The following is a 24,981-nucleotide window of genomic DNA, read 5'->3' as shown; positions in this document are numbered from 1 at the left end:
TTAGACAAGAAAAATTACTGGTAACAACTAGTGAAAGAGTGGACTCCGCTACTATTTTAGCACCATCTAATGTAATTTATATGTACTAGAATACTAGAGTGTATGAGGGGGGAAGGTTATGAATGTAGCAAAAAAAGTCAGCAGACGAGGGTTCTTAAAAGGACTTGGAATTACTACAATGGGAACAGCATTAGCTACTGCTGATATTGAAACAAGTAAAGCTTATGCAAAGGAAGATCTAAAGATTCAGTACGGGACTGAAAAAATGACTGTTTGTCCATACTGCGGTGTGGGATGTGGAATTTTAGTATTTGCGGAGAACAACAAGGTGATATATGTTGAAGGAGATCCAGATAACCCTATTAATGAGGGAGCTTTGTGTGCTAAGGGATCTTCTATCAATGACATGAGCCATGTTATGCAAAATGGAGAGAGAGTTGAAAGCCCTAATAGATTAAAAAAAGTCTTATATAGAGCTCCTAAGAGTAATCAATGGGAAGAAAAAGACTGGGATTGGGCAATTGAGCGAATTGCTAAAAAGGCAAAGGAAACTAGAGACGCAAATTATGAACAGGTAAATGAGCAAGGTGTGACAGTTAACAGAACAATGTCCATGGCTCACTTTGGGAGTGCGGCACTAGAAACCGAAGAAAATTATTTATTTCACAAATTTGCTAGATCTTTAGGATTAGTTAACATTGACCACCACGCGCGACTCTGACATAGCCCTACTGTTGCCGGTCTGGCAGCAACATTTGGACGAGGAGTAATGACTAATCACTGGATAGATTATAAGAATAGTGATGTGATTTTTATCATTGGTGCTAATCCAGCGGAGAATCACCCACTTTCTATGAAGTGGATCCTAAGAGCAAAGGAAGAGCGAGGGGCAAAAGTAATTGTAGTTGACCCTAGATACACCAGAACTTCTGCTCACGCTGATGTAATGGCTACAATTAGGCCTGGAACAAACATTGCGTTTGTAAATGGTTTAATAAACTATGCCCTTAATAATAACTTATATCATAGAGATTATATACTGACCTATACCAATGCATCCTACATAATTGACAAAGACTTTGATTTTGTTGACGGCGAGTTTTCTGGTTTAGAAGAAGTGAACGGAAAAGAAGTGTACGATAAAAGTACATGGAAATACGAGCTAGATGCAAACGGAGAACCTCAAAAAGACACATCACTACAACACCCAAGGAGCGTATACCAATTACTGAAGAAACACGTTGAAAGATATGGAATTGATAAAGTATGTGAAGTAACTGGCTGTAGCAAAGATGATTTTATTGCAGTTGCAGACACATTCTGCTCCACTGGAACTGCCGGCAAAGCAGGCAATTTGATCTATGCTATGGGAATTACCCAGCACACCAGTGGTACACAGAATGTAAGATCTCTTGCAATGTTACAGCTGCTGCTTGGAAACATGGGTATCCCAGGGGGAGGCGTGAACGCCCAGAGGGGTGAGTGCAATGTTCAGGGATCAACTGACATGGCAATGTTATATCACTTAGTGCCTGGATATATGTCTGTGCCTAGAGACCATCTTCACCCAACATTAAACGATTATATCCAAAAGGAGACGCCAAGTAGTGGCTATTGGAGCAATAAGCCCAAGTTTTTCGTTAGCTTATTAAAGGCGTTTTATGGCGAAAATGCAACGCTAGATAATGATTTTGGATACAACTTCATGCCAAAATGTGATGAAAAAGACCATTCCCACCAATCAATTTTCGAGGACACTTATAATGGCATAATCAAGGGAATGTTTATTTGGGGACAAAACCCACTAGTTGGAGGGCCGAATACTACCTATACGTTAGAGGCTATGAAGAAATTAGATTGGGTTGTAGCTATAGATATTTTTGAAACAGAAACAGCAGCTTTCTGGAGAGCTCCGGGGGTTAACCCAGAGGAAGTAGATACCGAGGTATTTATGCTACCAGCTTGTGCTGTCTATGAAAAAGAAGGAACTGTAACTAACAGTGGCCGTTGGGTACAGTGGCGATATCAGGCCATTGATCCAATTGGCGAAAGTAAAAGTGATATGTGGATAGTAGATAAGCTCTTTAAAAAGGTAAAACAGCTTTACGATAAAGAAGGCGGGGCTTACCCTGATCAAATTACAAAAATGAATTGGGACTATGGTGATGATTATCCCGACATTAACAAAATAGCATCAGAAATTAATGGATATGACATTGAGACTGGTCAAAGTCTATCTAACTTCGGTGAACTTAAGGATGATGGAACTACTATGTGTGGTAATTGGGTTTACTCCGGTTACTTCACTAACCCCGATGATCCTGCTTGTAAACGAAGAGATTTAGAAGCACCAGGAGGTTTGGGATTGCATCCAAACTATGCCTTTGCGTGGCCAGCTAATAGACGTATTGTTTATAATAGGTGCTCTACAGATGCAAATGGTAGACCTTGGGATCCCGAAAGAGCATTGTTTGAATACAAGGGTGGCCAGTGGGAACAAAAGGATGTTCCAGATTTTAATGCATCAGTTGCTCCACAAGTTTCAGCAAAGACTCCATTTATAATGACTGAAGAGGGTGTAGGTAGATTATTTACAAATAGTACAAATGATGGACCTTTTCCAGAACACTATGAACCAGTAGAGAGTCCGGTGAAAAACTCTTTCAACAAGAGAAAATATATGCCAGTTGCCAATGTATGGGAAAATGATCTTGGAAAGTTAAGAGAGTTTGGCGATCCTAACTACCCATTTATTGCAACCACCTACAGAGTTACTGAGCACTACCAGAGTGGAGCAATGACGAGAAACACACCATCTCTTGTGGAATTAGTGCCAGAGATGTTTGTAGAAATATCAAAGGAGTTAGCCCAAGAAAAAGGCATTAGCCCGGGAGAAATGGTTAATATATCTAGCCCAAGAGGTGAGATTAGAGCAAGAGCAATGATTACACCGAGAGTAAAGCCATTGACAATTGGCGGCATAACCTATCATATGATTGGAATGCCATGGCATTGGGGTCATACGGGATTGTCAACAGGGGATTCAGCTAACAAATTAGTGCCTAACGTAGGGGACGCCAATACTACAATACCTGAGAGCAAGGCATTTATGTGTAATTTAACTAGAGGCTAATAAATGACAATAAGCGAGGTGATAAAGAATGGGTAATAAAGCGATGTTAATAGATGTTACGAAGTGTATTGGCTGCAGATCTTGTCAAGTTTCCTGTAAGTCATGGAATAATCTAGATAATAATAAAACTTCATTTACTAATAACATGACTAATCCTCCTCAAACCGATGGCCAAACCTATACAGTAGTAGACTTTATGGATGTTGAGAAAGGTGGAAAGCCGGCCTGGAGGTTCATTAAGAGAATGTGTATGCACTGCTTAGAGCCTGCTTGTAAGTCAGCCTGCTTTGCAAAGGCTTTCGATCAGAGGGCAGGCGGAGCAGTAGTTTACGAAAAGAGGACTTGTGTAGGCTGTAGATATTGCATGATAGCTTGTCCTTGGTGGATGTTAAAATATGAATGGGATAAGGTCTTTCCGGCTATTGTAAAATGTAAATATTGCTTTGACTTGATCGAACACGGGAAAGAACCGGTTTGTGTAACTTCTTGTCCTACTGCTATTGATTTTGGCGATAGAGATGAAATGATTGCTATGGCCAAAAAGAGAATTGCAGATAACCCAGATAAATATGTAGACTATGTTTATGGTGAACATGAAGCTGGGGGTACAAATGTATTGTATTTGTCAGACGTACCTTTTGAAGACTTGGGACTGCCCATGGATGTGCCCAAGGAGCCATTACCAAATCTTACTTGGAAGGCTTTAACCAAAGTTCCTTACCTTGCAGGTGGAGTGGGCCTTACTATGACAGCACTGTATTTGTATAATAGCCGTAAAAACGATGTGACAAGTGCTGAAAACGATAAAAAGGCAGGTGGAAAAGCGTGAACACAAAAATATGGCTAGGATCTTTCTCTTTTAGAATAACCCCTTGGAGAATACCTATTATAATCATAGCAGTTATGGGTGCTGCCTTCATGCTTTATCGTTTAGCAGTTGGTCTTGGACCCACAACAAATATGAACGATGCATGGCCCTTTGCTTTATGGATTGCAATGGACGTAGGAGCTGGTGTTGCTTTAGCAGCCAGTGGTTTTACCATGTGTATTTTAATTTATATTCTTCAATTAAAAGGCCTGAAAGAACTGTCTCGTCAAGCAGTACTAGCAGCTTGGTTGGGATATATATTTGTTCTAGTTGGCTTAGGCATGGACGTTGGTCTTTGGTACAACTGGTTTAGACCTATGTTTAACTGGGGTTACACCTCAATTCTTTTTGAAGTATTCTTGTGTGTGATATTGTATAACACGATTTTGTTTATCGAAATGTTGCCAGTATTATCAAAGCGATTTAATCTAGAAAAGGTTTACAAAATTGCCAAGAAGATTACTATCCCAGCTGTAATTATAGGGATTATGTTGTCTTCCTTGCACCAGTCATCTATTGGAGCACTATTTTTGATCGCACCTTCAAAGATGAACCCAATATGGTACAGTGAATGGGTTGCTTGGATGTTTCTATTGTCAGCAATGTGTGTAGGACCAGCAATTTTTGTGCTAGAATATTTATTGGTGAGCAAATCCTACAAAATGAAATTTAAAACAGAATTAGCTGCAAAGCTAATGAAAGTTTCAGCTGGTGTAGCAGTAGCCTATGTAGGAGTGAGACTATTTTATACGGCCTCAAATGGATTATTAGGCACTGCATTCAACGGCTCACTGGCCAGCAATGCGTACTTATTTGAGTTGTCATTATTTGTACTAGGTGCAATTGTTATAGCCATGGGACCAGGACGTAAAAGTAAAGGCGGAATGCTTTTAGCTTCTTGTTTGCTAATAACAGGTGTATTAGCGAACAGGTTTGGTATTATCTTTGCTGGATTTTACGAGTCAGCACCACTTGGCTATATACCAACATTTATAGAGATAGTGGTAACTCTGGCTATTGTATGTCTTAAGTATCTAATCTTCCTATTTATTGTGGAAAACTTTGATGTTCTACCTGAAGAGGAGAATAATCCATACTTCGAAAATATGCGAGAGCTAGAAGAGAGAAGACAGCAGCAAGGTGTTCCTCAGCCTAGTTACAGTGTAGGTTCCAAATGATAGAGGCTAAGGAACAAGTAAGCTACTCGCTGCCAACGGAAGAGTCCTTTTATAAGGAGTTATCTGAACTCTACAGTGACTTGGCAGTGAGTATGGAGCTGACAGTGCAGCCAGACCAGGATGAGTTTAGGAGGATTATGCATGAAGGGAAAGCAGCTTTAGGCTGCTTCCCCCCCTCAATAGGTATTAATACTTTCAAAGAGGCGCTCGAAAAAGTGGTGGACATCTTTAATAAATATCAGCCTCAATACAAAAGTGACGCTATAGAAAAGATAATGAACGATAGTCTGGGTGATAAAGTTGCAAGTATACTCAGAGGAGGCACATTAGAGGAGAATTTTGATCTGAGTAGCTGTAACCCCAATTGGTTTCAGGCGGTGTTTACCTATGCACTTAAACCCTTTCTAAAATCTTATAGTCAATATATTGGGGAACAATACCCCTTAGATGAATGGAAACAGGGATATTGTCCTGGGTGTGGACAGAGTGCTGCTATGGCGCGCCTCTCTAAAGAAAAGGATGGGAAACGCTATCTATGGTGCCCTATGTGTGAACTGGAGTGGAATTTTAAGCGAATAGGATGCCCCAGTTGCCTAGAAGAAAACCCAGAAAAGCTAGGATACTTCAGGGTAGAAGATAAAGATGATGGTTACAAAGTAAATGTGTGCTATCAGTGTAAGAGGTATATAAAGACTTATAATGAAAAAGATAGGCTGAAGTCAAAGCGAGATATCTTTTTAGAGGAAAAAAAGACAGGATACTTAGATTACTTAGCATTGCGAGAAGGGTTTATTCCCATGGACAAATAGAAGTAAAAACACCTATCGACAAGAGCTTGATAAGCTCCTTGTCGATAGGTGTTTTTTAATAATTATGTGTACCAATTATAACTGGTAAGCCAAACTTGTTTTTAATCATTTCTGCAGCCTTATCTAAATCGATCGGACAAGAAGCAGTCTTATTTGCCTTTACCATACAGGTGCCCAAGTGAATAACATCGACATCTATTTCGTGGTAATCAGCAACTTCCATTACCAACTGGGTCTTAGGCATTACTAGTCCGGGACAATCGCCACATCCGAAAATGCCTACTAATTGGACTCCTTCCCCGTGGGCAGCAAATTCACCATCACCTTTAGAAGAAGCCTTAAAGCACTTCAAACACCCCATACAATGGATATCCCTTATCTTACTACAAGTAATAATAGCAATCCTTTTCATACAAAAATCCCCCCAAATAAATTAAAGTTTTTCACTAATACTTTACAAATTCTTCATAAATACAAATATTCCTTTTATAAATTAAATCCTTTTGAGTAGGAATATAAAAAAATATGCAGAATGTAAAGGTAAGCAGATAGGGGAGGTTTTATAATGCACACTCTCATAGTAGGTGGTACTGGCTTTATTGGTAAAAAGCTAAGCGAAGAGCTCATTAACTCTGGATATAATGTTGCCATTTTGACACGGAGCAAAGTAAGAGCAAAGGATAATAATGAGAAAATAAAGCTGATTGAATGGGATAAAATCATATTGGGATCCAGTGCCCTTAAGAAAGTAACGTGTGTTGTAAATTTAGCTGGGGAATCTATTGGCGGTGGCAGATGGACGAAATCAAAAAAAGAAAAAATAGTGAGAAGTAGACTTGATACTACTCAGCTAATAAATGATGCTATAGAGCGCAAGATAATATCTCCACGAGTGCTTATAAATGCTTCAGCTATTGGTTTCTATGGTGATAGGGGAGAAGAAGAACTATCTGAAGAATCAAAAGCAGGAGATGATTTTTTAGCCAATGTGTGCAAGCAGTGGGAAGAAAAAGCTTCTATAGCAAAAAAGTTTGGGGTTAGAGTTTCATATTTGCGAATTGGCGTAGTCCTTGGCATGGGTGGAGCACTGGAACGCATGATAGTACCTTATCGATTCTACATGGGAGGAACAATTGGAAGCGGAAACCAATGGGTTTCATGGATTCACATTAATGATTTAGTAGAAATTATAAGATTTGTTATAGAAAATGAGAGCATTGTTGGACCAGTAAATGCTACTAGCCCAACTCCTGTTAGAATGAAAGAATTCTGTAGTGCTATTGGAACTACAATGAATAGACCATCATGGTTAAGGGTTCCACAGCTAATTCTTCGTGTGGGATTAGGTGAAATGGCAGATATGATTCTTAACAGTCAAAGGGTTTATCCGAATAAAATTACTAATTCAGGATACGAATTTAGATTTTCCAGAGTGAATGAAGCACTGGAGGACGTTATAAAAAAAATATAAATAGAGTAGGGAGAGAGGGGCGAGTTGCTGGAAAATTGTAAGCCCTCCAATTAAGTAATTGGAGGGTTTACAATTTTTTCTGTCTCTTCTTCAAGTGCAGAATTAATACGTCTATAGAAATTCACTAAAAAGGCAAGTTCATTTTCGCTTAAAGTTCCAAGAACCTCTTCCATCCTATCTCCAAATGATCCAAATAAGGGGAGGAGCTAATTTTATGCGCTTTCGAATAGATGATGCAATCTACATTTCAGTCAATGATGCAAATTTCTTGGAAAATGCCATATACACATATAGCCGGGGGGCGATTCTTTATGGTTTAATAGGGGCATTGGCTGTAGTAATTTTCTTACTTATTATTTCTGTCTTGAAGCCCTGGGGGAAAAGGAAAAAGGATAATGACTAAAATTAGGGGGAACATTTTGTGGGAAAAGAAAACAAGATTTTATGGTTATTAGTAGCAGTACTTATTTTCTCTTGGATGTCATGGTCAAATACAAAAAAACTTCAACAACAGGTGCATAATTTACAACAAGAATTAAACAGTGTACGCAGTCAGGTTGCCAGTGAGGTTTCTAGTGTTAGGGGAATAGTTCAGGGGGTTAGAGATGATGCTCGTTGGTGGATCCCAGGGCAGGTGGATTTTTTAGATGTGAGTGAGGGAGAAGCGACAATAGAGGTTAATTGGCAGATGCGAGAATATCAGAAGGGCAGTGAAGTTACATTAAACTATAAAAAGCCTGGAGAGGACCAATATATTTCAGTTGATGCAGTAGAAAAAGCAGATGGATATTTTTCAGCTACCATTTATGCGGAAGTTTCCCCTAAACCCCAGTGGCACATAAGCAGTACTAGTAGAAGTGGCCAGACAAATCAGAGCATTTCAAATGTTGCAGTAGAAGAAGTAGCTAGAGAAATAAAAGAAAAGTATGCAAATCCAAATATTAATTACTACGTGGTGGTAAAGAAGGATGATGTGATACGCTCTAGTGATAAACAGATTATCTATCTAGAACACTTGGGAGCAATGCTATATAGCCGTCTGGATACACATATTCATTATAATATGACTGGGGGTACTGTAAGTATTGATGTGTTTGAAGTAAGAACCCCTGACTCTGGAGCACATGTGGAGGAACTAACACTGGTGAGTAAGAGAGTAGACGGAACTATAGTGGAAGAACTGGTTGTTGAAAGAGAGGATACAAGAGATCTCTACCATATCCCTTATAGAATAACTGTTGAGCCAGAGCAGGATTTCGATTACTGGTACCTGAATGCCAGGTACTCTAATGGTACAGAGGCAAAAAAGGAGATACCCAAGCTATGAAAAAAACAAACGCGGCTCGGATTTTAGATAAGCTAAAAATATCATATGAACTTGAGGAATATGAGGTAGATTTAGAGGACTTAAGTGCAGTTAATGTGGCTCAGAAAATGGGTATCCCAGCAGAGCAAATATTTAAAACATTGGTTGCCCGAGGAGATAAGACAGGTGTACTGATTGTCTGCATTCCCGGCGGCAGCGAGCTAAACCTAAAGAGTATAGCAAGTCAAAGTGGGAATAAGAAGGTGGAGTTAGTTCCATTAAAAGAAGTACAGCAGTTGACCGGTTATATTAGGGGCGGTGTCTCTCCTATTGGGATCAAGAAAAGCTATCCCGTATACCTAGATGACAATGCACTAAATTATGCTGAAATAATGGTCAGTGCCGGAGCTCGGGGCTATCAGATTGTTATTAAGCCAGCTGACCTGGTAAAGGCAGTTGACGCTGTAACAGTGCCCTTTTTGGATAGGAACTAAGGAGCAGGTAGAAGAAGGAGTCAGGTATATTTACGAAACTAAGAAAAGTAAGACCTGTATTAATTTCTGATTAAATTATTTCTCTGGAGGTTTAATGGCAAAAAGTGCCACCAATGCACCTGTAAGGGAAACACCAGATGCAGTAAAAAATAATACTTGGTCGGATACCTTCATAACAATTGCAAAAACAGGAGGCCCTAAAGCCACTCCTGCAAACCGCATACTGCTGTAGAGGGAGGTAATTGTACCCCTCTCAGCTTTTTCCATGCCTTCTATTACTAATGCATCTAAACTAGGCAAAACTACTCCTATTCCCAGGCCACTAAAAAATAGGGTAGCTAACAGGGGGGAGAGAGTAGTGGTAAAGGCTCCAATGAAAGTAGCTATAACAACTAATGCCAATCCAAAAAAAGTTATCCACTTCATTAGGAGTTTATTGTCGCCTATAACTCTACCGGTAAAGAAGGATGCAATGCTTAATGCAGCTAAAGGCACTGCTAGGATGAAGCCGCTTTTAATATTATTAAATCCATATTGATCCTCCAGAATAGTAGACAGATAAAAAAGTGTACCGTAAACCACAAACATACAGATACAGCCTATTGCAAATATTGAACAAAGCCAGCGGCCATCTCTTTTGAAAATGGTTACTACAGATTTTAGAAACAATCTGAATTTTGGTGGATGTTCTGATTTTTCAGGTGCTTTTACAAAGAAAAACATCAATAAGATAGGGATAATAGTTAGAACTACAAAAGCAAAAAAAGGAAGATACCACACAATGGCGGCAAATATTCCCCCGAGTACAGGACTCAATACTTTGCCAAATGTATTTGAAGTTTCAATTATCCCTAAACTGCTACTCACATCTTCTTTCGCTTTAAATAAATCCCCCACTAGGGGTAAAACAATAGGAAAAGCACCTGCCGCTCCTATACCCTGCAAAAAACGTCCAACGAGGATTAAAAAATAAGGATTTTCAACCTGCCATGAGGCATAGCCAGAAACAAAAGCACCTAATCCGGCAATTACTAGACTTGGTATAATAACTACTTTGCGTCCATATAAGTCCGATATAAAGCCAGCAAAAGGGATAAGGATTATTGCCACCAGCGAATAAACGGTTATTATCATACTGACCTGTAGGGAAGATATTTCTAGGGTTTTTTGAATCGTTGGCAAAGCTGGTATAATCATTGCATTACCTAGGGTCATAATAAGTGGAATAGAAGCAATAGATGCTATATCCCATGTTTTTGTATTTTTCAATGCAGTTCTTCCTTCCGTAGCAACAACTGTTTTTACAGTTATATTGAGCAGGAGGCTTTAAAGATATACCAGGAATTAAAAGGCGTCAATTTTTTTGATATTAAAGCCTGCATCAGCGATCATATGTTGCAAGTTATACATGTGAGCTGATCCCACAAAAACCGCACATCTGCCTTCTGTTATGTATGGCAACATTCGCTTTAGAAAGGTTTCATCTCTTCTGTTAATTACCATTTCAGTTCGCGAGGGAAATTCGGCAGTCATTCCCATCATTCCCTGTAAATCTCCTTCAAGATATGCCTTTTCATGTCGTTTAATATAGTGGTCCCAGCTTTGGTGTTCTTGAAAAAAATTAACAACCCGCTCGTAAGGAATACTTTCTAAGGTTTCAATTTGCTCTTGGATGGCCTCCATTCCCACGATTATTTTGTCCATTTCTCGGGCTATATGCCAGGCTTCCATGTCAACAGAACCATCCCAGCCCTTTCGTCTCAAGAAACTACTCCAAAGAGAGAAAAATGCAAACCAATGGCAAGTTTGAGACAGATAATAGCGCACGTCTGGAGGATCAGCAAACTCTATCTGTAACAATTTTACCCATAAGCCTTGAGGGCCACAGACTACTCGCTCTAGTTTATTAATCTCTTCTTCTGAAAATGCCTCGATTAATGGACGAAAATCACTTGGAGGATTTTTTCCCGCTTCTGCTACTATATCCATGCTCACTTGATCTAGGGGTCCTTCAAAAACTACAGTATCAACCTGGTCATATAATTTGCGTAAAGAAGTTTCAAAGCTGTAACGAAAAAAGTGAGCTGTTCCACCTATCCAAGAGCGACGACCCTTTCGCTCTATTTCCCAGAGCATAGTAAACTTTTTATCTTTGGCTGCTTCATTAAGAAATTGTTGCTTAGATGAAGAGTTACCAGGAGGAGGGGCAATCATTTGAAAAATTTCTTTACCAGTAAGTCGAGAACTGTCATGCCAAGTAGCCATTTCATAGCTCATGGTGGCAGAACCTCCCCACTTTTTCTTGAAACGCCTAATGCCATCATTTACTCCTAAGCCTAGGTGAATATATTCTTTGCCCTCTCTCTTTGCAATATCCAACATTTTTGAAAACAGTAAATCGGAAGCATATGGAGTATAGTGGATGCGAGAATGTGCCCCTACAATGTAGCTTAAAAAACTTTGGGGTTCTAAATCTAATAAAAGACAGGCGGCTAAATTGTCCTTGGCATCCCATGCATTAAGTAAAATTAGGTTTGAATCGGGAGTGATTACTTCTTGGGTTCCTTCATAAAGTCTGCGCACATTAGCAGTTAAAGGAGTGCGACCTACAAATTCTGCCCAGAGGCGCTGGTGGGATAGAGTGAACTCATTACCTTCTTCGACTCTGAGGGTTGACCCAGCCCTTTGAACTAGTTTTTCCAAGCGAGAAGGAACTTGGTGGTTTGCAGAAAGCGTATAGTACTGACAGAGATCTTTTTGATGCGATCTTAGCTGTCTTGGGAGAAATGGGCAGATAGCCAAGCAGTCAGTAGCAGCAGTATAATCTAAAGCCTCAGTGAGGGACCGATAAAAATCATTGCTTTTATAAGCATCTGAAAGAGGGTAGCCTACTGCCATCAGTAGCTTATCTGCATGGAAGAATAGATAAGAATCAATCAAAAAAGCCTTTCTTCCAGACATGGCCTCCATAAATGAAACAGAGTGCTCTGGGACATTTGCGTTTTTAAGAATTTCTCTTCTCTCTATATTTTCGATTAGCAAGATAATCCCACCCTTCATAACCTGTATATGGAAAGTATACCAACATTATTGAGATTGTTCAATTAGTCACAAAAATAAAATATAAGGGGCAGGGAAAAGAGTTTTTTTAAAGAAATGTTATATCAGTGAAATTGAAAGTGGAGGGATAAAAAATGTTAAGCCCTGCAGATAAGGAATTTATATATGCAAATGCATATATACCAGAACATTTGCCCCACTATCTAGTTCCATTTTCTGATATGGAACCTGGCTTAGAAGGACAGTACTTGTATTATTACACAGATGACGTGGTTAACTTTATTGGTTACCCATTACAAGGGAAGCATGAGGAAGGAGATTTCCAGAAAGCTTTAGCCCGTGTTACTAGACAACACAGTCCCAAAGAGCTTAAAGTAATTTCTGATAGGGCACACCACATTCCTGGATATAATATTGCTCTTCAGCAAGATGAGGATAGATACTCCATTTTGGATATAAACAGCATTGTAATTAAGTCAAAGCTACGCAATATGCTAAATAGAGCCAGTAGGGAACTACAGGTACACGCCACCCGAGACTATACTATGGAACATCATAACGTGCTAATTGAGTTTTTAAATCATAAAAGCTTCCATAGAGACACTACTAACTTTTTCAATAGGATTCCAGATTATATTTCTTATTCGGAGAAGCCTTTGATATTAGAGGCTCGCTTCGGAAATAGCAAGCTACAGGGATATACCATAGTAGATTTTTCGCAAGGAAATCAATGTTTTTATTTGTTTAATTTTACTGGAGATAAAAGCAGTTATGTGCCTGGAGCTGCAGATTTGCTATTATACCACTTGATTGAGGCTGCTAAGAATAAAGGTATTAATACCGTAAATTTAGGACTGAGCATTAACACAGGAATTGAGCGCTTTAAGAGAAAATGGGGTCAAGGAAAAGATTTGCCATTCTTCTTTTGTCAGTATCAAAGGGAGCAATCAGGGTTTCAGGGGGTATTTAAAGGTATGTTCAAAAGATAAAAAACTGGATAGGGAAGTGAGGGAAGTGGTAGCATATGAATGTTTACATGTATGAGACAATTATTGGCAGAGTAGGTATTGCTGAAAAGGATGGTAAAATTGTAAATTTACATTTTGCCGGTGATGAATTGGCACGTCATGCACGGGTAATAGAAACGCCTACAATGAAAGAAGCCTCTCGCCAACTCATGAGCTACTTGGCCGGTGAGTTAAGGGAGTTTTCGCTCCCCATAGCACCAGAAGGGACAGAGTTCATGAAAGCAACCTGGTCCAGTCTATGTGAGATACCTTATGGTGAGACTAGAACGTATAAAGAAATAGCAATAAAGGTAGGATCTCCAAAGGCGTCACGAGCTGTTGGGCTTGCTAATAATCGCAATCCAATTCCCATAATAATCCCTTGTCACCGAGTAATTGGTGCGAATGGTTATCTTGTAGGGTATCGGGGAGGCCTCCAGTTGAAGAAGAGACTATTAGATTTAGAACTGAGATTTAGGAGCAGACTAGTATGAAAAAGGAGAGAAAAAACTATACGTTTTTCTACTTTATCATTGCTTTGATAGTTATAAGTTTTGTATTAAGTGATGGGTTTTCAAATCTTGTTACCAGTGCGGTATTGAAGATAGAAGCTGTTGAGTATACTCCACTATCCCCACAGATCTATATGATGAGCATTTTATTTTCCTTTTTTTTCGCCATAGCAATGCATGAATTAGGACACTTTATAAGCTTTATTAGAAATGGGATAAGGATGCGTGCTGTATTTGTATCCATGTTTCTATTTATTAAGCAAAAGGGCAGGTGGACTTTAAAGATAAAACCTAACAAGTTCACAAACTTTGGCGGGATTGCAGTACCAGAATTAAATTTTATTGAGGATGAAGAAGATTTCAAGAGGGTGCAAGATGCCTATGCTAGAGCAATTGTAGCGGGACCTTTAGCATCTATATTCACCTGGGTTAGTGCAGTTCTTTTTACAGTATTAGCAATACTGCTAGGAGTGGGCAATTACGTAGCATCGATATTGTTCACTATTACCATAGCTTTAACTATAATAACGTTACTACTTATTTTTAATAGTTTTAGTAAGAACGGAGCTGTAATTGGAGATTTCCCTGCTTCTATCTTATATAAGCATAACAGGTTTTTTGCTGCAATCCAGCTTTATCAGTATGGGGTGTTATCTTCAGACTATGATAGAGTGAGAAGAGAAAATAAATTTTTAAGAGAGCTAATATGTGATGAGCTTGAAGAAAAGTTTAAAGAAAAAGATACAACTCCTTTAACTCTTAAAATATTAGATAATTTTATCGTTGAGTATTTGTCCGGTGTCTCTAATGCAATGCCTCAAGTAGTGTGGGACTATATAGAATTCCTATTGGATAATCCAGATCGAATGAATGAAACAAGAAAGTCAGAAGTTACACTGCTTTTGCAGTTTCACATGGTAAGACTCTTATATACCAATGAAAATACAGAGAAAAAAGCAGTAGAACTTTACAAGGACTTGAAATCAGTGGTGGGGAATAGCTCTATAGAAGAGTATCTCATAAAACAAACTGAACACCTATTAGGGCTGGCACAGTACGATGAGTACTTAAAAAATGAGGAAAATATTAAAATATCAGCTGCACAAGATGTGTGGAAACATTTTGAGGGTTTTTTAGCTGATGAGATAAGATTAAATAAAAAAATTATTTAAATAATTTTATATGTGCGACAGTTATATTTATAGTATACTAATATAAAAGTCCAATACTAATGATTTATAGGGAGGAAGTAGTCTTGAAGGAACAGTATTTAGAAGAATTACAAGAAGAGTATAACAAGTACAAGAGCCAAAACTTAAAACTAGATATGTCTAGAGGCAAACCATGTTCAGATCAACTTGACCTTTCCATGGGTATGCTTGATGCGCTAAAATCTGATGACGATCTTTCTACTGCAAAAGGAGTAGATATTAGGAATTACGGTGTTCTTGACGGAATACCTGAGGCTAAGGAATTTTTTTCTCAGATGCTAGAAGTCGGTGAAGAAGAAATAATAATAGGTGGGAACTCCAGTCTCAACATGATGCACGATGCTATAGCCCGGGCTATGCTGCATGGTGTTCATGGTAGTCCGACTCCTTGGAGTAAATTACCTAAAGTGAAGTTTTTATGTCCAAGTCCAGGGTATGACAGGCATTTTGCCATATCAGAATTTTTCAATATGGAACTAATAACAGTTGAAATGACACCTGATGGGCCAGATATGGATGAAGTAGAAAAGCTTGTTAGAGATGACGAGACGATTAAAGGAATGTGGTGCGTACCTAAGTACAGCAACCCTGACGGTGTTACATACTCAGATGAGGTTGTTGATCGACTAGCAGAAATGACTACTAAGGCGGAAGATTTTAGAATTTTTTGGGATAATGCCTATACAGTTCATCATTTAACAGATGAACCAGAACAGCTAAAAAATATTCTTGAAGCATGTAAAGCAGCTGGAAACCCGAACCGAGTATTTATTTTCGGTTCCACATCAAAAATAACCTTTCCCGGTTCAGGTGTGGCTATGATGGCTGCTAGCAAAGAGAATGTGGACTTTATAAAAAAGCAGCTTGCGTTTCAAACAATAGGGTCTGATAAGATTAACCAGATGAGGCATGTGCGCTACTTTAAAACATTTGAAAACCTAGAAGCTCATATGAAAAAGCAAGCAGCAATAATAAAGCCTAAGTTTGATATGGTGCTAAATATATTGGAAAGAGAACTTAGTGATAGAAACATTGCCACTTGGAGTAAGCCAAAGGGAGGGTACTTCATTAGTCTCAATACGTTAGATGGTTGTGCTAAGGAAGTTGTGCAAATGGCGGCAGAAGCTGGTGTAACCCTTACAGGAGCAGGAGCCACATATCCATATGGTAAGGATCCTCGGGATAGAAATATCCGCCTTGCACCCACATTTCCATCATTGGAAGAACTGGAAAAGGCAATAGAAATTTTCTGTCTATGTGTGAAGCTAGTTAGTGCTAAGAAACAATAAAGGTAATTAAAGCTAAGTTTTAGAAACAGAATAATAAAAGGCCCTTGACATAGTCAAGGGCCTTTTATTTATTTAAATTTTTGTTGTATGCTATTAGAAGTCAGTTTCTACAACTTTACAACGTTTTCAGCTTGAGGACCTCTGTTACCTTGAACAACATTAAATTCAACACGTTGTCCTTCTTCAAGAGTCTTAAAGCCTTCACCAGTGATAGCAGAGAAATGTACGAATACGTCGTCTCCACCTTCAACTTCGATAAATCCAAAACCTTTTTCTGAGTTAAACCATTTTACTGTACCTGTTTGCATGTTTTTAAAACCTCCAACATAAATTGTTTTTTAATCGTATGTGAAAAAAAAATTCACATATTATAGAGAGTTATCAATCTTAAGTGAAGCGATAACCCTTTATAATATGTGAATTATAGACTTCATCTATACGATTTAACTCATTCTACCATTACTTTTACAATCTGTCAATAGAATTGGTTAGACGATATTAAATTTTCTATGGTATAATTAAATAGATTGTTTATTTATATTATTGCATATAAACAAAGTATTTATACACGTGGGGGAAACTTTAATGAAAAAAATGTATTTTTTAAGTATGTATTTACTTTTTATTATTGTTTATTTAGGCGAATTGTTACCAATAAATGAAACCTTTTTTGTGGTACTAACATCATTAGGGATGGTTCTGCTTTTGGCTTCCACTATATCTATGACAAGGGGATTTTTGCTTTATGTTTCTATTATATCTCTCTTCTTAGGACATATAATTTTATATGCATATAATCTAGATTTCCAGATTTGGTACGAAAATATAACTAACGGAATGGGAATACCTGTATTGTTTGTAGCAGTCCCACTAGTTTCAATTCCTATAAAATATGGAAATTATTTAAATTCCCTAGAAAGCTATATTTATATCAAAAAAGATAAACCGGGAATACTGTTTTCTTTTCTAGCAGTTCTCCACGTGGCTCTTTCTATTGCTTTGAATATTGGAGCAATTAATACACTACAAGGCCTACTTGAGAAGATAAACTTGCCGAAAGAGTACCTTACTAGAATATATACTGCTGGATATGCCTCTTATGTATCCTTTTCACCTTATGATGGGGTAGTGCAAATGATGATCTTATTCGCCTCTGCAAGCTATTCGGAATACTTTTTTAGTGGCCTTGCTATGGTATTTGCAATTATATTAGTGTCTTCCTTGCTTGTTAGATTTGATAAAGAACTGCAAGTAAAGGTGGATGAACGTTTGGAAACAATTGAAAGTACAGAATCTGCCAAGAAAGTTTATGAATTGCTATTGCATATATTTATGTTAATATTTTTAGCATTTGTAGGGGATCACTTTATTCATTTTTCCAATTCACTCTATACAATTACACTGATAATAATTATTTACTCAATATTTTGGTGCTTAACTTTAAAAGTAACTAATAGCTTAAAAGAGGAATTAAAGGATTATAGCAAGAACCTATTAAACTTTAAGAGCTTTTTACCATTTATAATTGGCGCTGGATTTTTGGGATCAATGGCTTCATATACACCTTTAAAAGACTATATTGAAATAGTATTAACTGCTTTAAATGTGTTGCCATTGTATTTAATACTTCAGTTATTAATTATATTAACAATGGGATTGAGTTTGATTGGTGTTCATATGATGATAACTGTAACTGCTTTAGCGGTTAGCGTATCACCTGAAACTATCGGTTTGTCAAATAATGCCTTTGCACTTACGTTATTGACTTGTTGGTACATGGCTATGATTATTTCGCCTTTAGTTCCATTTCCGGTTGTAGTAGCTGATGTAATTGAAGATAAACCAACAAATGTTACTTTTAAATACAACCTGAAATTTGCTGCTATAATGTTATTTGTAGCTCCGATGGTTATATTATTAGTAAACTATTTTTCTTAAAATAGGAAGTGGCCTAATGGGTAAGGAGGATTTTTAATGGAGTTATTTTTGCATATTTTATGGATAACATGGATTGTGGTGTTTATACCTACGCACCTATCCCTTTCTATTTTTGTGTATCAGGATGCTCAGCGGCGCCAAGTATTTGCTTTGCGGGGGACTTCTCCAGTACTATGGTTTTGTGTATCTTTTTCCCTTCCTATTATCGGGATGTTTGTATACTGGGTAATGCATTACTCGTCACTTGCCGTCTGGAAGACAGTTCAGAAGCAGGATTATTATGACTAGGGGGGATAAATATGACGGGGAACATTCTGGGAACAGCAGTGGGGGCCATTGTATTTGCTATTATATGGTATTTAGTATTTATAAAAAAGAAAAAAGATGTGCCTAAGCAAGAGAAAGTGATGGAATTAATCATAGTAACCTCGTTATGGGCTATTTTTTTTAATACATTCCAGTACATTGTTGACTGGTTTTTAACCTAAATACCGCAAGGAAAAATTACCTTGCGGTATTTAGCCATATCCCGGATCAGGGAAATCAACGGGTAAGCAGATAACTACACCAACTTCAGGGTTTGCAGAGTCAACATGAGGGTTTAAATCAATAAGTGCTTCTAATTCTATACCAAATAGCTCTGCTATTGTGGCAAATGTATCACCCTCCTCTATCAGATAGAGGGTTGTATTTTCTGGGCATTCTGGTACAGGTGGTATGCATAAAATCTCACCTGGCACTAGGGGAACACTTGGGTCTATATGAGGATTAGCAGCTATTAATATCCGCACAGATAGCCCAAATTCATCGGCAATGGTTGCAAGAGTATCTCCTTCGTCTACTTCGAAAAAGATGCTATCAGGAGGACATTCAGGAAATGGCGGTCTGGGAGTTGGTGTGGGAACTGGTGTAGGCGTAGGTGCTGGTTTTTTAGGGATACAAATAACTTGACCTATCTGCAAGTTAAGAGGATTAACGTTGGGGTTTGCACTTTGAATTGCAGCAACAGTAGTATTAAAGCGCTGAGATAATTTAAAGAAGGTATCGCCCGGTTTAATAGTATAGGGCTGTGTTATTTCAGGACACTTATGAGACATTGGTATTCACCTCTACATAATCGCGTTAAGGCATATTGCCTTTGAATATACTATGTAGTTAATCAGCAAATGTGAATTAGGAGGAAAGCAATGACTAGTACTTTTGAGCTGCGCACAGAATATGAGCGCAGACACAAACGCTTTAAGGGCCAGAGAGAAAAACATCACAACAGGGTAAATGCAATAAGTAATTTGCGGTTAGGTGTTTTTGGGTTAGGTGCTGGAACAGCTGCATATTTATCATTTCAAGATGAGCTTTATATGAGTATAGGAGTATTGATTATAGCTCTGGCAATATTTATATACCTTGTATTTACCCATAACAAGCAAATTGAACATCGGGACAAAGCTTCTGCCCTAGAACAGATTAATGCCGATGCTTTAAAGCGTCTTGATCATGAATGGAGCAAATTCTCAGATACTGGAGCAGATTTGGTAGATGAAGAGCATCCATACAGCAGTGATTTAGATGTTGTGGGAAAAGGGTCTCTTTTTCAAATGATTACTACTGCTGTAACTCCTTTAGGGCGCAGAAGGTTAGCTGATGACTTAACTCAACAGGAAAATGATATTGAAACTATCTATTCGAGGCAGGAGGCGGTTTTAGAGTTAGCTCAAAAGCACAAGTGGAGACAGGAGTTTCAAGCCATGGGGATGTTGAGCCAAGGAGATATGGATGATCCGGAACCCTTATTAAAGTGGGGGGGAGAACGATTACCATTATATCAAAGCAAAGGATTAAAGCTTTTAATTCAGATTATGCCAGTGGTAACATTTAGTTTGGCCATTTCCTTTTTCATTTTTGGAGCAACACCTTACTATTTCTTGCTTGTTGCGGTTGCTATTCAAGCGGCTATCCTGGCTTTTAATAGTGGTGTAAGGAATCAAGTTTTGGCTACTGCTTCCAAGTTCAATAATAGCATAAAAAGCTATGAAAAAATGTTGGCTCTTTTAGAGAGAGAGAAATTTAAGTCCCCTTACTTGAAAAAGTTACAAGTTCAAATGCTGAATGAAAAGGGAGAGTTGTCGGCGAAGCAATTGCAGGAGCTAAGTAAAATAATTCAGTCCATTTCTAATCGCCAGAGCTCAATTTTTATGGTAATTAATTTACTGATATTATGGGACTATCGCTTTATGTTTGCCTTAGAGAAATGGAAGGTGAATTCAGGGCGATTATTGGAGAATTGGCTAGATGCAATAGCTCAGATTGAAGGGTTGAATAGTTTGGCTTTACTACAATACGATAACCCTGAATGGGAAATGCCAAAGCTGAACCAGGATGAGATCGGTATAGTTGCTGAAAATATGGGACATCCTTTATTGTCTAGACAGGTGCGGGTATGTAATGACTTAGAAATAAAGCCTCCAGCAGATATCCTGCTAATAACCGGATCCAATATGTCAGGGAAGAGTACTTTATTGCGTACTATAGGCATTAATCTTGTGCTAGCATACGCGGGAGCGCCTGTATGTGCGCGCAAGTTTCAATGTCCATTGCTGAATGTTTATACTTGCATGCGCGTAAGTGATAATTTAGAAGAGAGTACGTCTTCTTTTTATGCAGAATTATTGCGGATAAAGAAAATTGTAGAAGCATCTAAAAGTGAGAAAGTATTCTTTTTATTAGATGAAATCTTTAAAGGCACCAATTCCCTTGATAGACATGATGGGGCAAAGATGCTCATAAAAAAGATGAAAAAGATGGGGGCAATGGGCTTGGTATCTACTCACGATTTAGAGTTAGGACAGCTCGAGCAAGAAACCAATGGGTGTGTAATTAATTTCCATTTTCGTGAGTACTACCGAGGTGGTAAGATACAGTTTGATTATAAACTGCGGTCGGGCATCTCTACAACCAGGAATGCCATGTATTTGATTAAAATGGCTGGTATTGATTAGTATGAAATATAGCGGTTCCTCGAGGAGCCGCTATAGCTATATTACCTATTAAGTAACTTTTGGTTTTCGGAGACTGGATATCTTAGTAACATCGTAAGGAGTTTCTTGATATACATAGTAGTTTAACCAATTGGCAAATAGCAAATTGGCATGAGCCTTCCAAGTTACCAAAGGGTCTGCAGAAGGATCGTCATTAGGAAAGTAGTTTTTAGGCACAGTAATGTTTTTGCCTTGATTTATATCTCGCTCATATTCTAGTTTCAATGTCTCTGGATCATATTCCGAGTGTCCTGTTACAAATATTTGACGCCCATCTTTAGACCCCACCATATAAACTCCGGCCTCGGGAGAAACAGATAATACCTCTAATTCAGGTACTTTTTCAATGTCCTCTAGCCTCACTTCGGTATGCCTGGAGTGAGGCACATAAAAAAGATCATCAAAACCTCGAAGTAACTTAACATTTTTTTTGCAAGTTATGTGGGGAAATACACCAAATTTTTTCTCTGTTAAAGAGTGTTTAGGGATACCGTAATGATGACAAAGGCCTGCTTGAGCACCCCAGCAAATGTGGAAAGTGGACGTAACATTTTCTGTAGTCCAATCCATAATGTCTTTTAGTTCATTCCAGTAATCTACTTTATTAAAATGCAATTGCTCAACTGGCGCTCCTGTGATTATCATTCCGTCAAATTTTTCATTTTTAATATGAGAAAAAGTCTTGTAAAAAGTCTGCAAGTGCTCGGGGTGAGTATTTTTTGATGTATGGGTAGCTGGATGCAATAATACCACGTCTACTTGCAGTGGAGTGTTACCTATTAGTCGCAACAACTGAATTTCTGTAGCTATTTTTGTGGGCATAAGATTTAATATAGCTACGCGTAAAGGACGAATATCCTGGGTTTGAGCTCTGTTTTCATTCATTACGAAAATATTTTCTTGGCTTAATATTTCTGTAGCGGGTAAATTATCTGGTATTTTTACAGGCATAGAAAGCACCTCCTAAATCTATAAAATAAAAAAACTCTCCCTGAGATGAAGGAGATGTTAATTGCAATACTTTTCTCTCATCTCTAGGTTAATATAACCTACAGGAATTAGCACCTTGCACTAGTAGTGCTGGTTGCCGGGCTTCACTGGGCCAGTCCCTCCACCGCTCTTAATAAGAGATACTTATAAGAATATATTAAATTTATTTAAATTTATCACTAGTAGCAGGAGATGTCAAGGAAAAGCTGCAGAGGAATCCTAAACATTTTGTGGAAGTAAAAAATATTGGGTAATACTAAATCTTGTGAGGTGATTATATGGAATTAATTGATGCTATTCGAGCTAGAAGAAGTATCAGGAAGTTTAAAGAGGACCCGGTTCCTGATAAGCTGGTTCGCGAATTACTGGAAGCAGCAAGACTTGCTCCGTCTGGGGTGAATTTACAGCCGTGGCGTTTTGTAGTTGTAAAGAGTTCAGAGTCTAGGGCTAAGCTAGCAAAAGCCACACCCTTGTCTTTTGTAAGCAAAGCACCTGTGGTTATTGTCTGTTGTGTAGACACCCAAATCTTAACCAAGAATGCGATTATGGATAGAGCGACAGAATTGAAAGAATCGGGGGCATTTGTGGGAACTGACTTAGAAGGATTTGAACCAGAGAATTATGCAGACAAAAAGCAAAAGATGGAACAACATGCTGCTATGGCGTATATGAGTCTAAATACTGCTATTGCAATAGACCATATCACCTTGAGGGCGGAAGACTTGGGGCTAGGAAGTTGTTGGGTGATGATGTTCAGTCAGGGTAAAGTAAAGCAGGCAATTGAGCTAGAGGATAGATATCACGTTGTGGCATTGTTACCTATTGGATATCCGGATCAGCATCCTAACCAGAGGCCTAGACTGTCATTAGAGGAGATTATTATAAAAGAGGTTTAGGAGAATTCAGTTCTATACTTTTAAAGGATGCTTAGAAGTTTAAGCATCCTTTAAAAATTCGGTTATTTTGGGTTTCTGTTAAGCTTTTCTTTAATACTAGGATAAAGCTCTAAATTACTGTGAGGGAGAAACAATCCTGAAGTATATTTATTCATAAAATCCTGGTTAGCATTCATTTCAAAATAAGTAATTCTTCTGGCTATTTCTTCAAGTTCCTGGCGCTTTTGTTGAGATAACAGAGCTAATTTAGCTCCCGTCCCAGAACTATTTCCCAGCTTAACTATGCGCTCTCGTGGCAAGTCTGGGTATAAACCGATTGTAATAGCTGACTCAGTATCTAGGTAGTTACCAAAAGCTCCTGCTGTATAGAAGTGTTTGATGTCCTCCATAGGACAACCAACTGCTTCTAAGAGTACAGAAATAGAGGCGTTAACAGCTCCCTTTGTTCTTATTAAATTTTTCAAGTCCGATTGAGATATGCAGATATCCAGGCCGTTGGCACTTTCTTCAGCTGAGACAAGGGTGTAGGAATTTGTATTTTGTTTAAAATAGCCTTTACGGTCGACTATTCCGCTTAAGAGCATCTGTGCAAGACAGTCCACTAAACCTGAACCACATAATCCCTTAGGACTAATATTGTTAACTGTATTATAGGATACTTTCTTAGTCTGGGGATCAATTTGAATTTTCTCAATAGCACCTGGTTCTGCTCTCATTCCTTGCTGAACTACACCGCCTTCTAAGGCAGGACCTGCAGCTCCAGCACAGGCGACTAACCACTCTTGATTTCCTAAAATCTTTTCTCCGTTAGTACCTATGTCCACTAATAGAGATGTTTCTGGGCTCTTGTGCATACCGCTAACTAGAACTCCTGCAATTACATCGCCTCCCACGTAACTACCAATGCTGGGAACAAAATAAATTAGTCCATGGGGAAGCATATTAAGGTTTAGTTGGGATGCTGTAATTATATCTGGGGAATTTATGACAGGGATATAGGGCTCTTTACAAACTTGGGAAGCATCAAGGCCTAACAGCATATGGATCATAGTAGTGTTGCCAGCAAAAGCTGCTGCTGTGATGTCCCGAGCACTTATATTTTGTAGTTGAGCAACTTCTTCGATAAGAGAGTTTAGGGTGGCGATAATAGATTGCTGTAGTTGGTGTTTACCTTCTTCAGTATAACTGTGCTGAATTCTTGTTAAAATGTTTTCTCCATATTTCACCTGGCCATTGTAATTAGATGCAATCTGGGTAGTTTCTCCGCTGACTAAGTCTACTAAATAGGCAACAACAGTAGTGGTACCAATATCCACAGCTACCCCCCAGTTGTTAGATGTGGTATCCCCTGGTTCCACTTGAAGCAACTGATACCTACCTTTAAGCTTACCCATAGTCAATGTTACTTGCCAGTGACTCTGGCGCAGGATATTGGGCAAACTGTTTAATAAGGGGAGGGGAATTTCTAAGTTTTCGCAATGAGGGCTTAGAACTGCTCTAATGCGATCTGCATCTCCTCTGTTATCTTGCAAGCTTGGGGGAGATAAGCTTTTAAATACTTTCACAGTAAGGGGGTCTAATTCTGTGGATAGCTCCTTACCCTGGCTCAGAATATTTTTCATGACAGTCACCCTTCCTATTCTATTTCCTTTTTTGAGTATATCATAAACAGGAAGGTGTATAAAATATATAATTAGGACAAATATACTATTTTTTTTATTTATTTTAAATTTTTGCACAAGCAGGAAAAATCATTAGGTGAAGTAGAAGTAATTAAAAATTGT

The 24,981-nt window shown here is 38.4% G+C and carries 25 protein-coding genes and 1 riboswitch; of the genes, 17 read left to right on the top strand and 8 right to left on the bottom strand.

All coding sequences use genetic code 11. The features are described from left to right. Positions 1-118 precede the first annotated feature (118 nt). Genes fdnG through GGQ84_RS04775 form a run of 4 tightly spaced genes read left to right on the top strand, consistent with a single transcriptional unit; the run spans position 119 to position 5,988 of the window. The gene (fdnG, locus tag GGQ84_RS04790) at positions 119-3,133 is read left to right on the top strand and encodes a formate dehydrogenase-N subunit alpha (RefSeq protein WP_429159889.1); all 3,015 of its coding nucleotides are present in this window, start codon (positions 119-121) and stop codon (positions 3,131-3,133) included. Positions 3,134-3,161: 28 nt separating this feature from the next. Next, positions 3,162-3,962 (top strand): 4Fe-4S dicluster domain-containing protein, encoded by an 801-nt coding sequence (locus GGQ84_RS04785; protein ID WP_429159886.1) that lies wholly within the window; start codon positions 3,162-3,164, stop codon positions 3,960-3,962. Next, positions 3,959-5,179, top strand: a complete 1,221-nt coding sequence (nrfD, locus tag GGQ84_RS04780; protein ID WP_429159883.1) for an NrfD/PsrC family molybdoenzyme membrane anchor subunit — start codon at positions 3,959-3,961, stop codon at positions 5,177-5,179. Before GGQ84_RS04785 ends, nrfD begins: the two co-directional genes overlap by 4 nt. Then, on the top strand, positions 5,176-5,988 hold the full coding sequence (locus tag GGQ84_RS04775; protein WP_429159880.1) for a formate dehydrogenase accessory protein FdhE: 813 nt from the start codon (positions 5,176-5,178) through the stop codon (positions 5,986-5,988). The genes nrfD and GGQ84_RS04775 overlap by 4 nt, the downstream gene beginning before the upstream one ends. Before the next feature lie 55 nt (positions 5,989-6,043). On the opposite strand, the gene GGQ84_RS04770 is transcribed toward GGQ84_RS04775, so the two are convergent. Then, entirely contained in the window at positions 6,044-6,400 is a 357-nt protein-coding gene (locus GGQ84_RS04770) for a CGGC domain-containing protein (protein WP_429159877.1), read from the bottom strand. Between the two features lie 153 nt (positions 6,401-6,553). Between GGQ84_RS04770 and GGQ84_RS04765 the strand changes: the two genes are divergently transcribed. Beyond that, positions 6,554-7,459: a TIGR01777 family oxidoreductase gene (locus GGQ84_RS04765; RefSeq protein ID WP_429159875.1), complete on the top strand. Its 906-nt coding sequence runs from the start codon at positions 6,554-6,556 to the stop codon at positions 7,457-7,459. 50 nt (positions 7,460-7,509) lie between these two features. Here the strand turns inward: GGQ84_RS04765 and GGQ84_RS04760 are convergent, their stop codons facing one another. Beyond that, entirely contained in the window at positions 7,510-7,632 is a 123-nt protein-coding gene (locus GGQ84_RS04760) for a hypothetical protein (protein ID WP_429159872.1), read from the bottom strand. A gap of 41 nt (positions 7,633-7,673) precedes the next feature. Between GGQ84_RS04760 and GGQ84_RS04755 the strand changes: the two genes are divergently transcribed. The 3 genes from GGQ84_RS04755 to ybaK are packed head-to-tail and all read left to right on the top strand — an operon-like array spanning position 7,674 to position 9,259. Then, positions 7,674-7,862 carry a hypothetical protein gene (locus tag GGQ84_RS04755; protein WP_429159869.1) on the top strand — a complete coding sequence of 63 codons (189 nt, stop codon included), beginning with the start codon at positions 7,674-7,676 and terminating at the stop codon, positions 7,860-7,862. Positions 7,863-7,880: 18 nt separating this feature from the next. Next, the gene (locus GGQ84_RS04750; protein ID WP_429159866.1) at positions 7,881-8,786 is read left to right on the top strand and encodes a hypothetical protein; all 906 of its coding nucleotides are present in this window, start codon (positions 7,881-7,883) and stop codon (positions 8,784-8,786) included. Beyond that, the gene (gene ybaK / locus GGQ84_RS04745; RefSeq protein ID WP_429159863.1) at positions 8,783-9,259 is read left to right on the top strand and encodes a Cys-tRNA(Pro) deacylase; all 477 of its coding nucleotides are present in this window, start codon (positions 8,783-8,785) and stop codon (positions 9,257-9,259) included. Before GGQ84_RS04750 ends, ybaK begins: the two co-directional genes overlap by 4 nt. Positions 9,260-9,334: 75 nt before the next feature. Here ybaK and GGQ84_RS04740 read toward each other — a convergent pair whose 3' ends face one another. Both GGQ84_RS04740 and GGQ84_RS04735 read right to left on the bottom strand, forming a co-directional pair. Then, positions 9,335-10,528, bottom strand: a complete 1,194-nt coding sequence (locus GGQ84_RS04740; protein ID WP_429159860.1) for an MFS transporter — start codon at positions 10,526-10,528, stop codon at positions 9,335-9,337. A gap of 75 nt (positions 10,529-10,603) precedes the next feature. After that, positions 10,604-12,301 carry a TraB/GumN family protein gene (locus GGQ84_RS04735; protein WP_429159858.1) on the bottom strand — a complete coding sequence of 566 codons (1,698 nt, stop codon included), beginning with the start codon at positions 12,299-12,301 and terminating at the stop codon, positions 10,604-10,606. 152 nt (positions 12,302-12,453) lie between these two features. Here GGQ84_RS04735 and GGQ84_RS04730 point away from each other — a divergent pair, with 152 nt between their 5' ends. The 4 genes from GGQ84_RS04730 to GGQ84_RS04715 are packed head-to-tail and all read left to right on the top strand — an operon-like array spanning position 12,454 to position 16,338. After that, a complete protein-coding gene (locus tag GGQ84_RS04730; protein ID WP_429159856.1) occupies positions 12,454-13,308 on the top strand; it encodes a hypothetical protein in 855 nt (284 codons plus the stop codon). Between the two features lie 35 nt (positions 13,309-13,343). After that, a complete protein-coding gene (locus GGQ84_RS04725; RefSeq protein ID WP_429159853.1) occupies positions 13,344-13,820 on the top strand; it encodes a methylated-DNA--[protein]-cysteine S-methyltransferase in 477 nt (158 codons plus the stop codon). Continuing rightward, a complete protein-coding gene (locus tag GGQ84_RS04720; RefSeq protein ID WP_429159850.1) occupies positions 13,817-15,010 on the top strand; it encodes a M50 family metallopeptidase in 1,194 nt (397 codons plus the stop codon). Before GGQ84_RS04725 ends, GGQ84_RS04720 begins: the two co-directional genes overlap by 4 nt. A 59-nt stretch (positions 15,011-15,069) precedes the next feature. Continuing rightward, positions 15,070-16,338, top strand: coding sequence for an aspartate aminotransferase type Ic (locus GGQ84_RS04715; RefSeq protein ID WP_429159848.1), 1,269 nt, complete (start codon positions 15,070-15,072; stop codon positions 16,336-16,338). 107 nt (positions 16,339-16,445) lie between these two features. Here GGQ84_RS04715 and GGQ84_RS04710 read toward each other — a convergent pair whose 3' ends face one another. Next, positions 16,446-16,646: a cold-shock protein gene (locus tag GGQ84_RS04710; RefSeq protein WP_429159846.1), complete on the bottom strand. Its 201-nt coding sequence runs from the start codon at positions 16,644-16,646 to the stop codon at positions 16,446-16,448. Positions 16,647-16,923: 277 nt separating this feature from the next. Between GGQ84_RS04710 and GGQ84_RS04705 the strand changes: the two genes are divergently transcribed. From GGQ84_RS04705 to GGQ84_RS04695, 3 genes are read left to right on the top strand one after another with little or no spacing between them, the layout of a single operon-like run. Then, positions 16,924-18,276, top strand: a complete 1,353-nt coding sequence (locus GGQ84_RS04705) for a hypothetical protein (RefSeq protein WP_429159844.1) — start codon at positions 16,924-16,926, stop codon at positions 18,274-18,276. A gap of 36 nt (positions 18,277-18,312) precedes the next feature. Further along, a complete protein-coding gene (locus GGQ84_RS04700; RefSeq protein WP_429159841.1) occupies positions 18,313-18,564 on the top strand; it encodes a hypothetical protein in 252 nt (83 codons plus the stop codon). 11 nt (positions 18,565-18,575) lie between these two features. After that, on the top strand, positions 18,576-18,764 hold the full coding sequence (locus tag GGQ84_RS04695; protein WP_429159838.1) for an LPXTG cell wall anchor domain-containing protein: 189 nt from the start codon (positions 18,576-18,578) through the stop codon (positions 18,762-18,764). A 30-nt stretch (positions 18,765-18,794) separates the two neighbouring features. On the opposite strand, the gene GGQ84_RS04690 is transcribed toward GGQ84_RS04695, so the two are convergent. Then, a complete protein-coding gene (locus tag GGQ84_RS04690; protein ID WP_429159836.1) occupies positions 18,795-19,373 on the bottom strand; it encodes a LysM peptidoglycan-binding domain-containing protein in 579 nt (192 codons plus the stop codon). 90 nt (positions 19,374-19,463) lie between these two features. Between GGQ84_RS04690 and GGQ84_RS04685 the strand changes: the two genes are divergently transcribed. Continuing rightward, positions 19,464-21,272, top strand: a complete 1,809-nt coding sequence (locus GGQ84_RS04685; protein WP_429159833.1) for a MutS family DNA mismatch repair protein — start codon at positions 19,464-19,466, stop codon at positions 21,270-21,272. A gap of 48 nt (positions 21,273-21,320) precedes the next feature. On the opposite strand, the gene metA is transcribed toward GGQ84_RS04685, so the two are convergent. Further along, entirely contained in the window at positions 21,321-22,262 is a 942-nt protein-coding gene (gene metA / locus GGQ84_RS04680; RefSeq protein ID WP_429159831.1) for a homoserine O-acetyltransferase MetA, read from the bottom strand. A gap of 74 nt (positions 22,263-22,336) precedes the next feature. Next, positions 22,337-22,441, bottom strand: a riboswitch (SAM riboswitch). 138 nt (positions 22,442-22,579) lie between these two features. On the opposite strand from metA, the gene GGQ84_RS04675 reads away from it, so the two are divergent. Continuing rightward, positions 22,580-23,197, top strand: a complete 618-nt coding sequence (locus tag GGQ84_RS04675) for a nitroreductase family protein (RefSeq protein ID WP_429159829.1) — start codon at positions 22,580-22,582, stop codon at positions 23,195-23,197. 62 nt (positions 23,198-23,259) lie between these two features. Here the strand turns inward: GGQ84_RS04675 and GGQ84_RS04670 are convergent, their stop codons facing one another. Next, positions 23,260-24,819, bottom strand: coding sequence for an ASKHA domain-containing protein (locus tag GGQ84_RS04670; RefSeq protein WP_429159826.1), 1,560 nt, complete (start codon positions 24,817-24,819; stop codon positions 23,260-23,262). Positions 24,820-24,981: the final 162 nt, after the last annotated feature.

Origin of the sequence: Desulfitispora alkaliphila (assembly GCF_050433185.1) — a bacterium.
Lineage (GTDB): Bacteria > Bacillota > Desulfitisporia > Desulfitisporales > Desulfitisporaceae > Desulfitispora > Desulfitispora alkaliphila.
Note: the sequence above shows the minus strand (reverse complement) of the source record. Positions and strands in the feature narration are given on the sequence as shown.

Coding starts and splice junctions, on each gene's coding strand:
- GGQ84_RS04725 (WP_429159853.1), top strand. CDS start 13,344: ATGAATGTTTACATGTATGAGACAATTATTGGCAGAGTAGGTATTGCT.
- GGQ84_RS04720 (WP_429159850.1), top strand. CDS start 13,817: ATGAAAAAGGAGAGAAAAAACTATACGTTTTTCTACTTTATCATTGCT.
- GGQ84_RS04690 (WP_429159836.1), bottom strand. CDS start 19,373: ATGTCTCATAAGTGTCCTGAAATAACACAGCCCTATACTATTAAACCG.
- GGQ84_RS04700 (WP_429159841.1), top strand. CDS start 18,313: ATGGAGTTATTTTTGCATATTTTATGGATAACATGGATTGTGGTGTTT.
- GGQ84_RS04755 (WP_429159869.1), top strand. CDS start 7,674: ATGCGCTTTCGAATAGATGATGCAATCTACATTTCAGTCAATGATGCA.
- GGQ84_RS04730 (WP_429159856.1), top strand. CDS start 12,454: ATGTTAAGCCCTGCAGATAAGGAATTTATATATGCAAATGCATATATA.
- GGQ84_RS04710 (WP_429159846.1), bottom strand. CDS start 16,646: ATGCAAACAGGTACAGTAAAATGGTTTAACTCAGAAAAAGGTTTTGGA.
- GGQ84_RS04675 (WP_429159829.1), top strand. CDS start 22,580: ATGGAATTAATTGATGCTATTCGAGCTAGAAGAAGTATCAGGAAGTTT.
- GGQ84_RS04765 (WP_429159875.1), top strand. CDS start 6,554: ATGCACACTCTCATAGTAGGTGGTACTGGCTTTATTGGTAAAAAGCTA.
- GGQ84_RS04785 (WP_429159886.1), top strand. CDS start 3,162: ATGGGTAATAAAGCGATGTTAATAGATGTTACGAAGTGTATTGGCTGC.
- GGQ84_RS04705 (WP_429159844.1), top strand. CDS start 16,924: ATGAAAAAAATGTATTTTTTAAGTATGTATTTACTTTTTATTATTGTT.
- GGQ84_RS04770 (WP_429159877.1), bottom strand. CDS start 6,400: ATGAAAAGGATTGCTATTATTACTTGTAGTAAGATAAGGGATATCCAT.
- GGQ84_RS04685 (WP_429159833.1), top strand. CDS start 19,464: ATGACTAGTACTTTTGAGCTGCGCACAGAATATGAGCGCAGACACAAA.
- metA (WP_429159831.1), bottom strand. CDS start 22,262: ATGCCTGTAAAAATACCAGATAATTTACCCGCTACAGAAATATTAAGC.
- GGQ84_RS04670 (WP_429159826.1), bottom strand. CDS start 24,819: ATGAAAAATATTCTGAGCCAGGGTAAGGAGCTATCCACAGAATTAGAC.
- GGQ84_RS04715 (WP_429159848.1), top strand. CDS start 15,070: ATGATTTATAGGGAGGAAGTAGTCTTGAAGGAACAGTATTTAGAAGAA.
- ybaK (WP_429159863.1), top strand. CDS start 8,783: ATGAAAAAAACAAACGCGGCTCGGATTTTAGATAAGCTAAAAATATCA.
- GGQ84_RS04760 (WP_429159872.1), bottom strand. CDS start 7,632: ATGGAAGAGGTTCTTGGAACTTTAAGCGAAAATGAACTTGCCTTTTTA.
- GGQ84_RS04695 (WP_429159838.1), top strand. CDS start 18,576: ATGACGGGGAACATTCTGGGAACAGCAGTGGGGGCCATTGTATTTGCT.
- GGQ84_RS04775 (WP_429159880.1), top strand. CDS start 5,176: ATGATAGAGGCTAAGGAACAAGTAAGCTACTCGCTGCCAACGGAAGAG.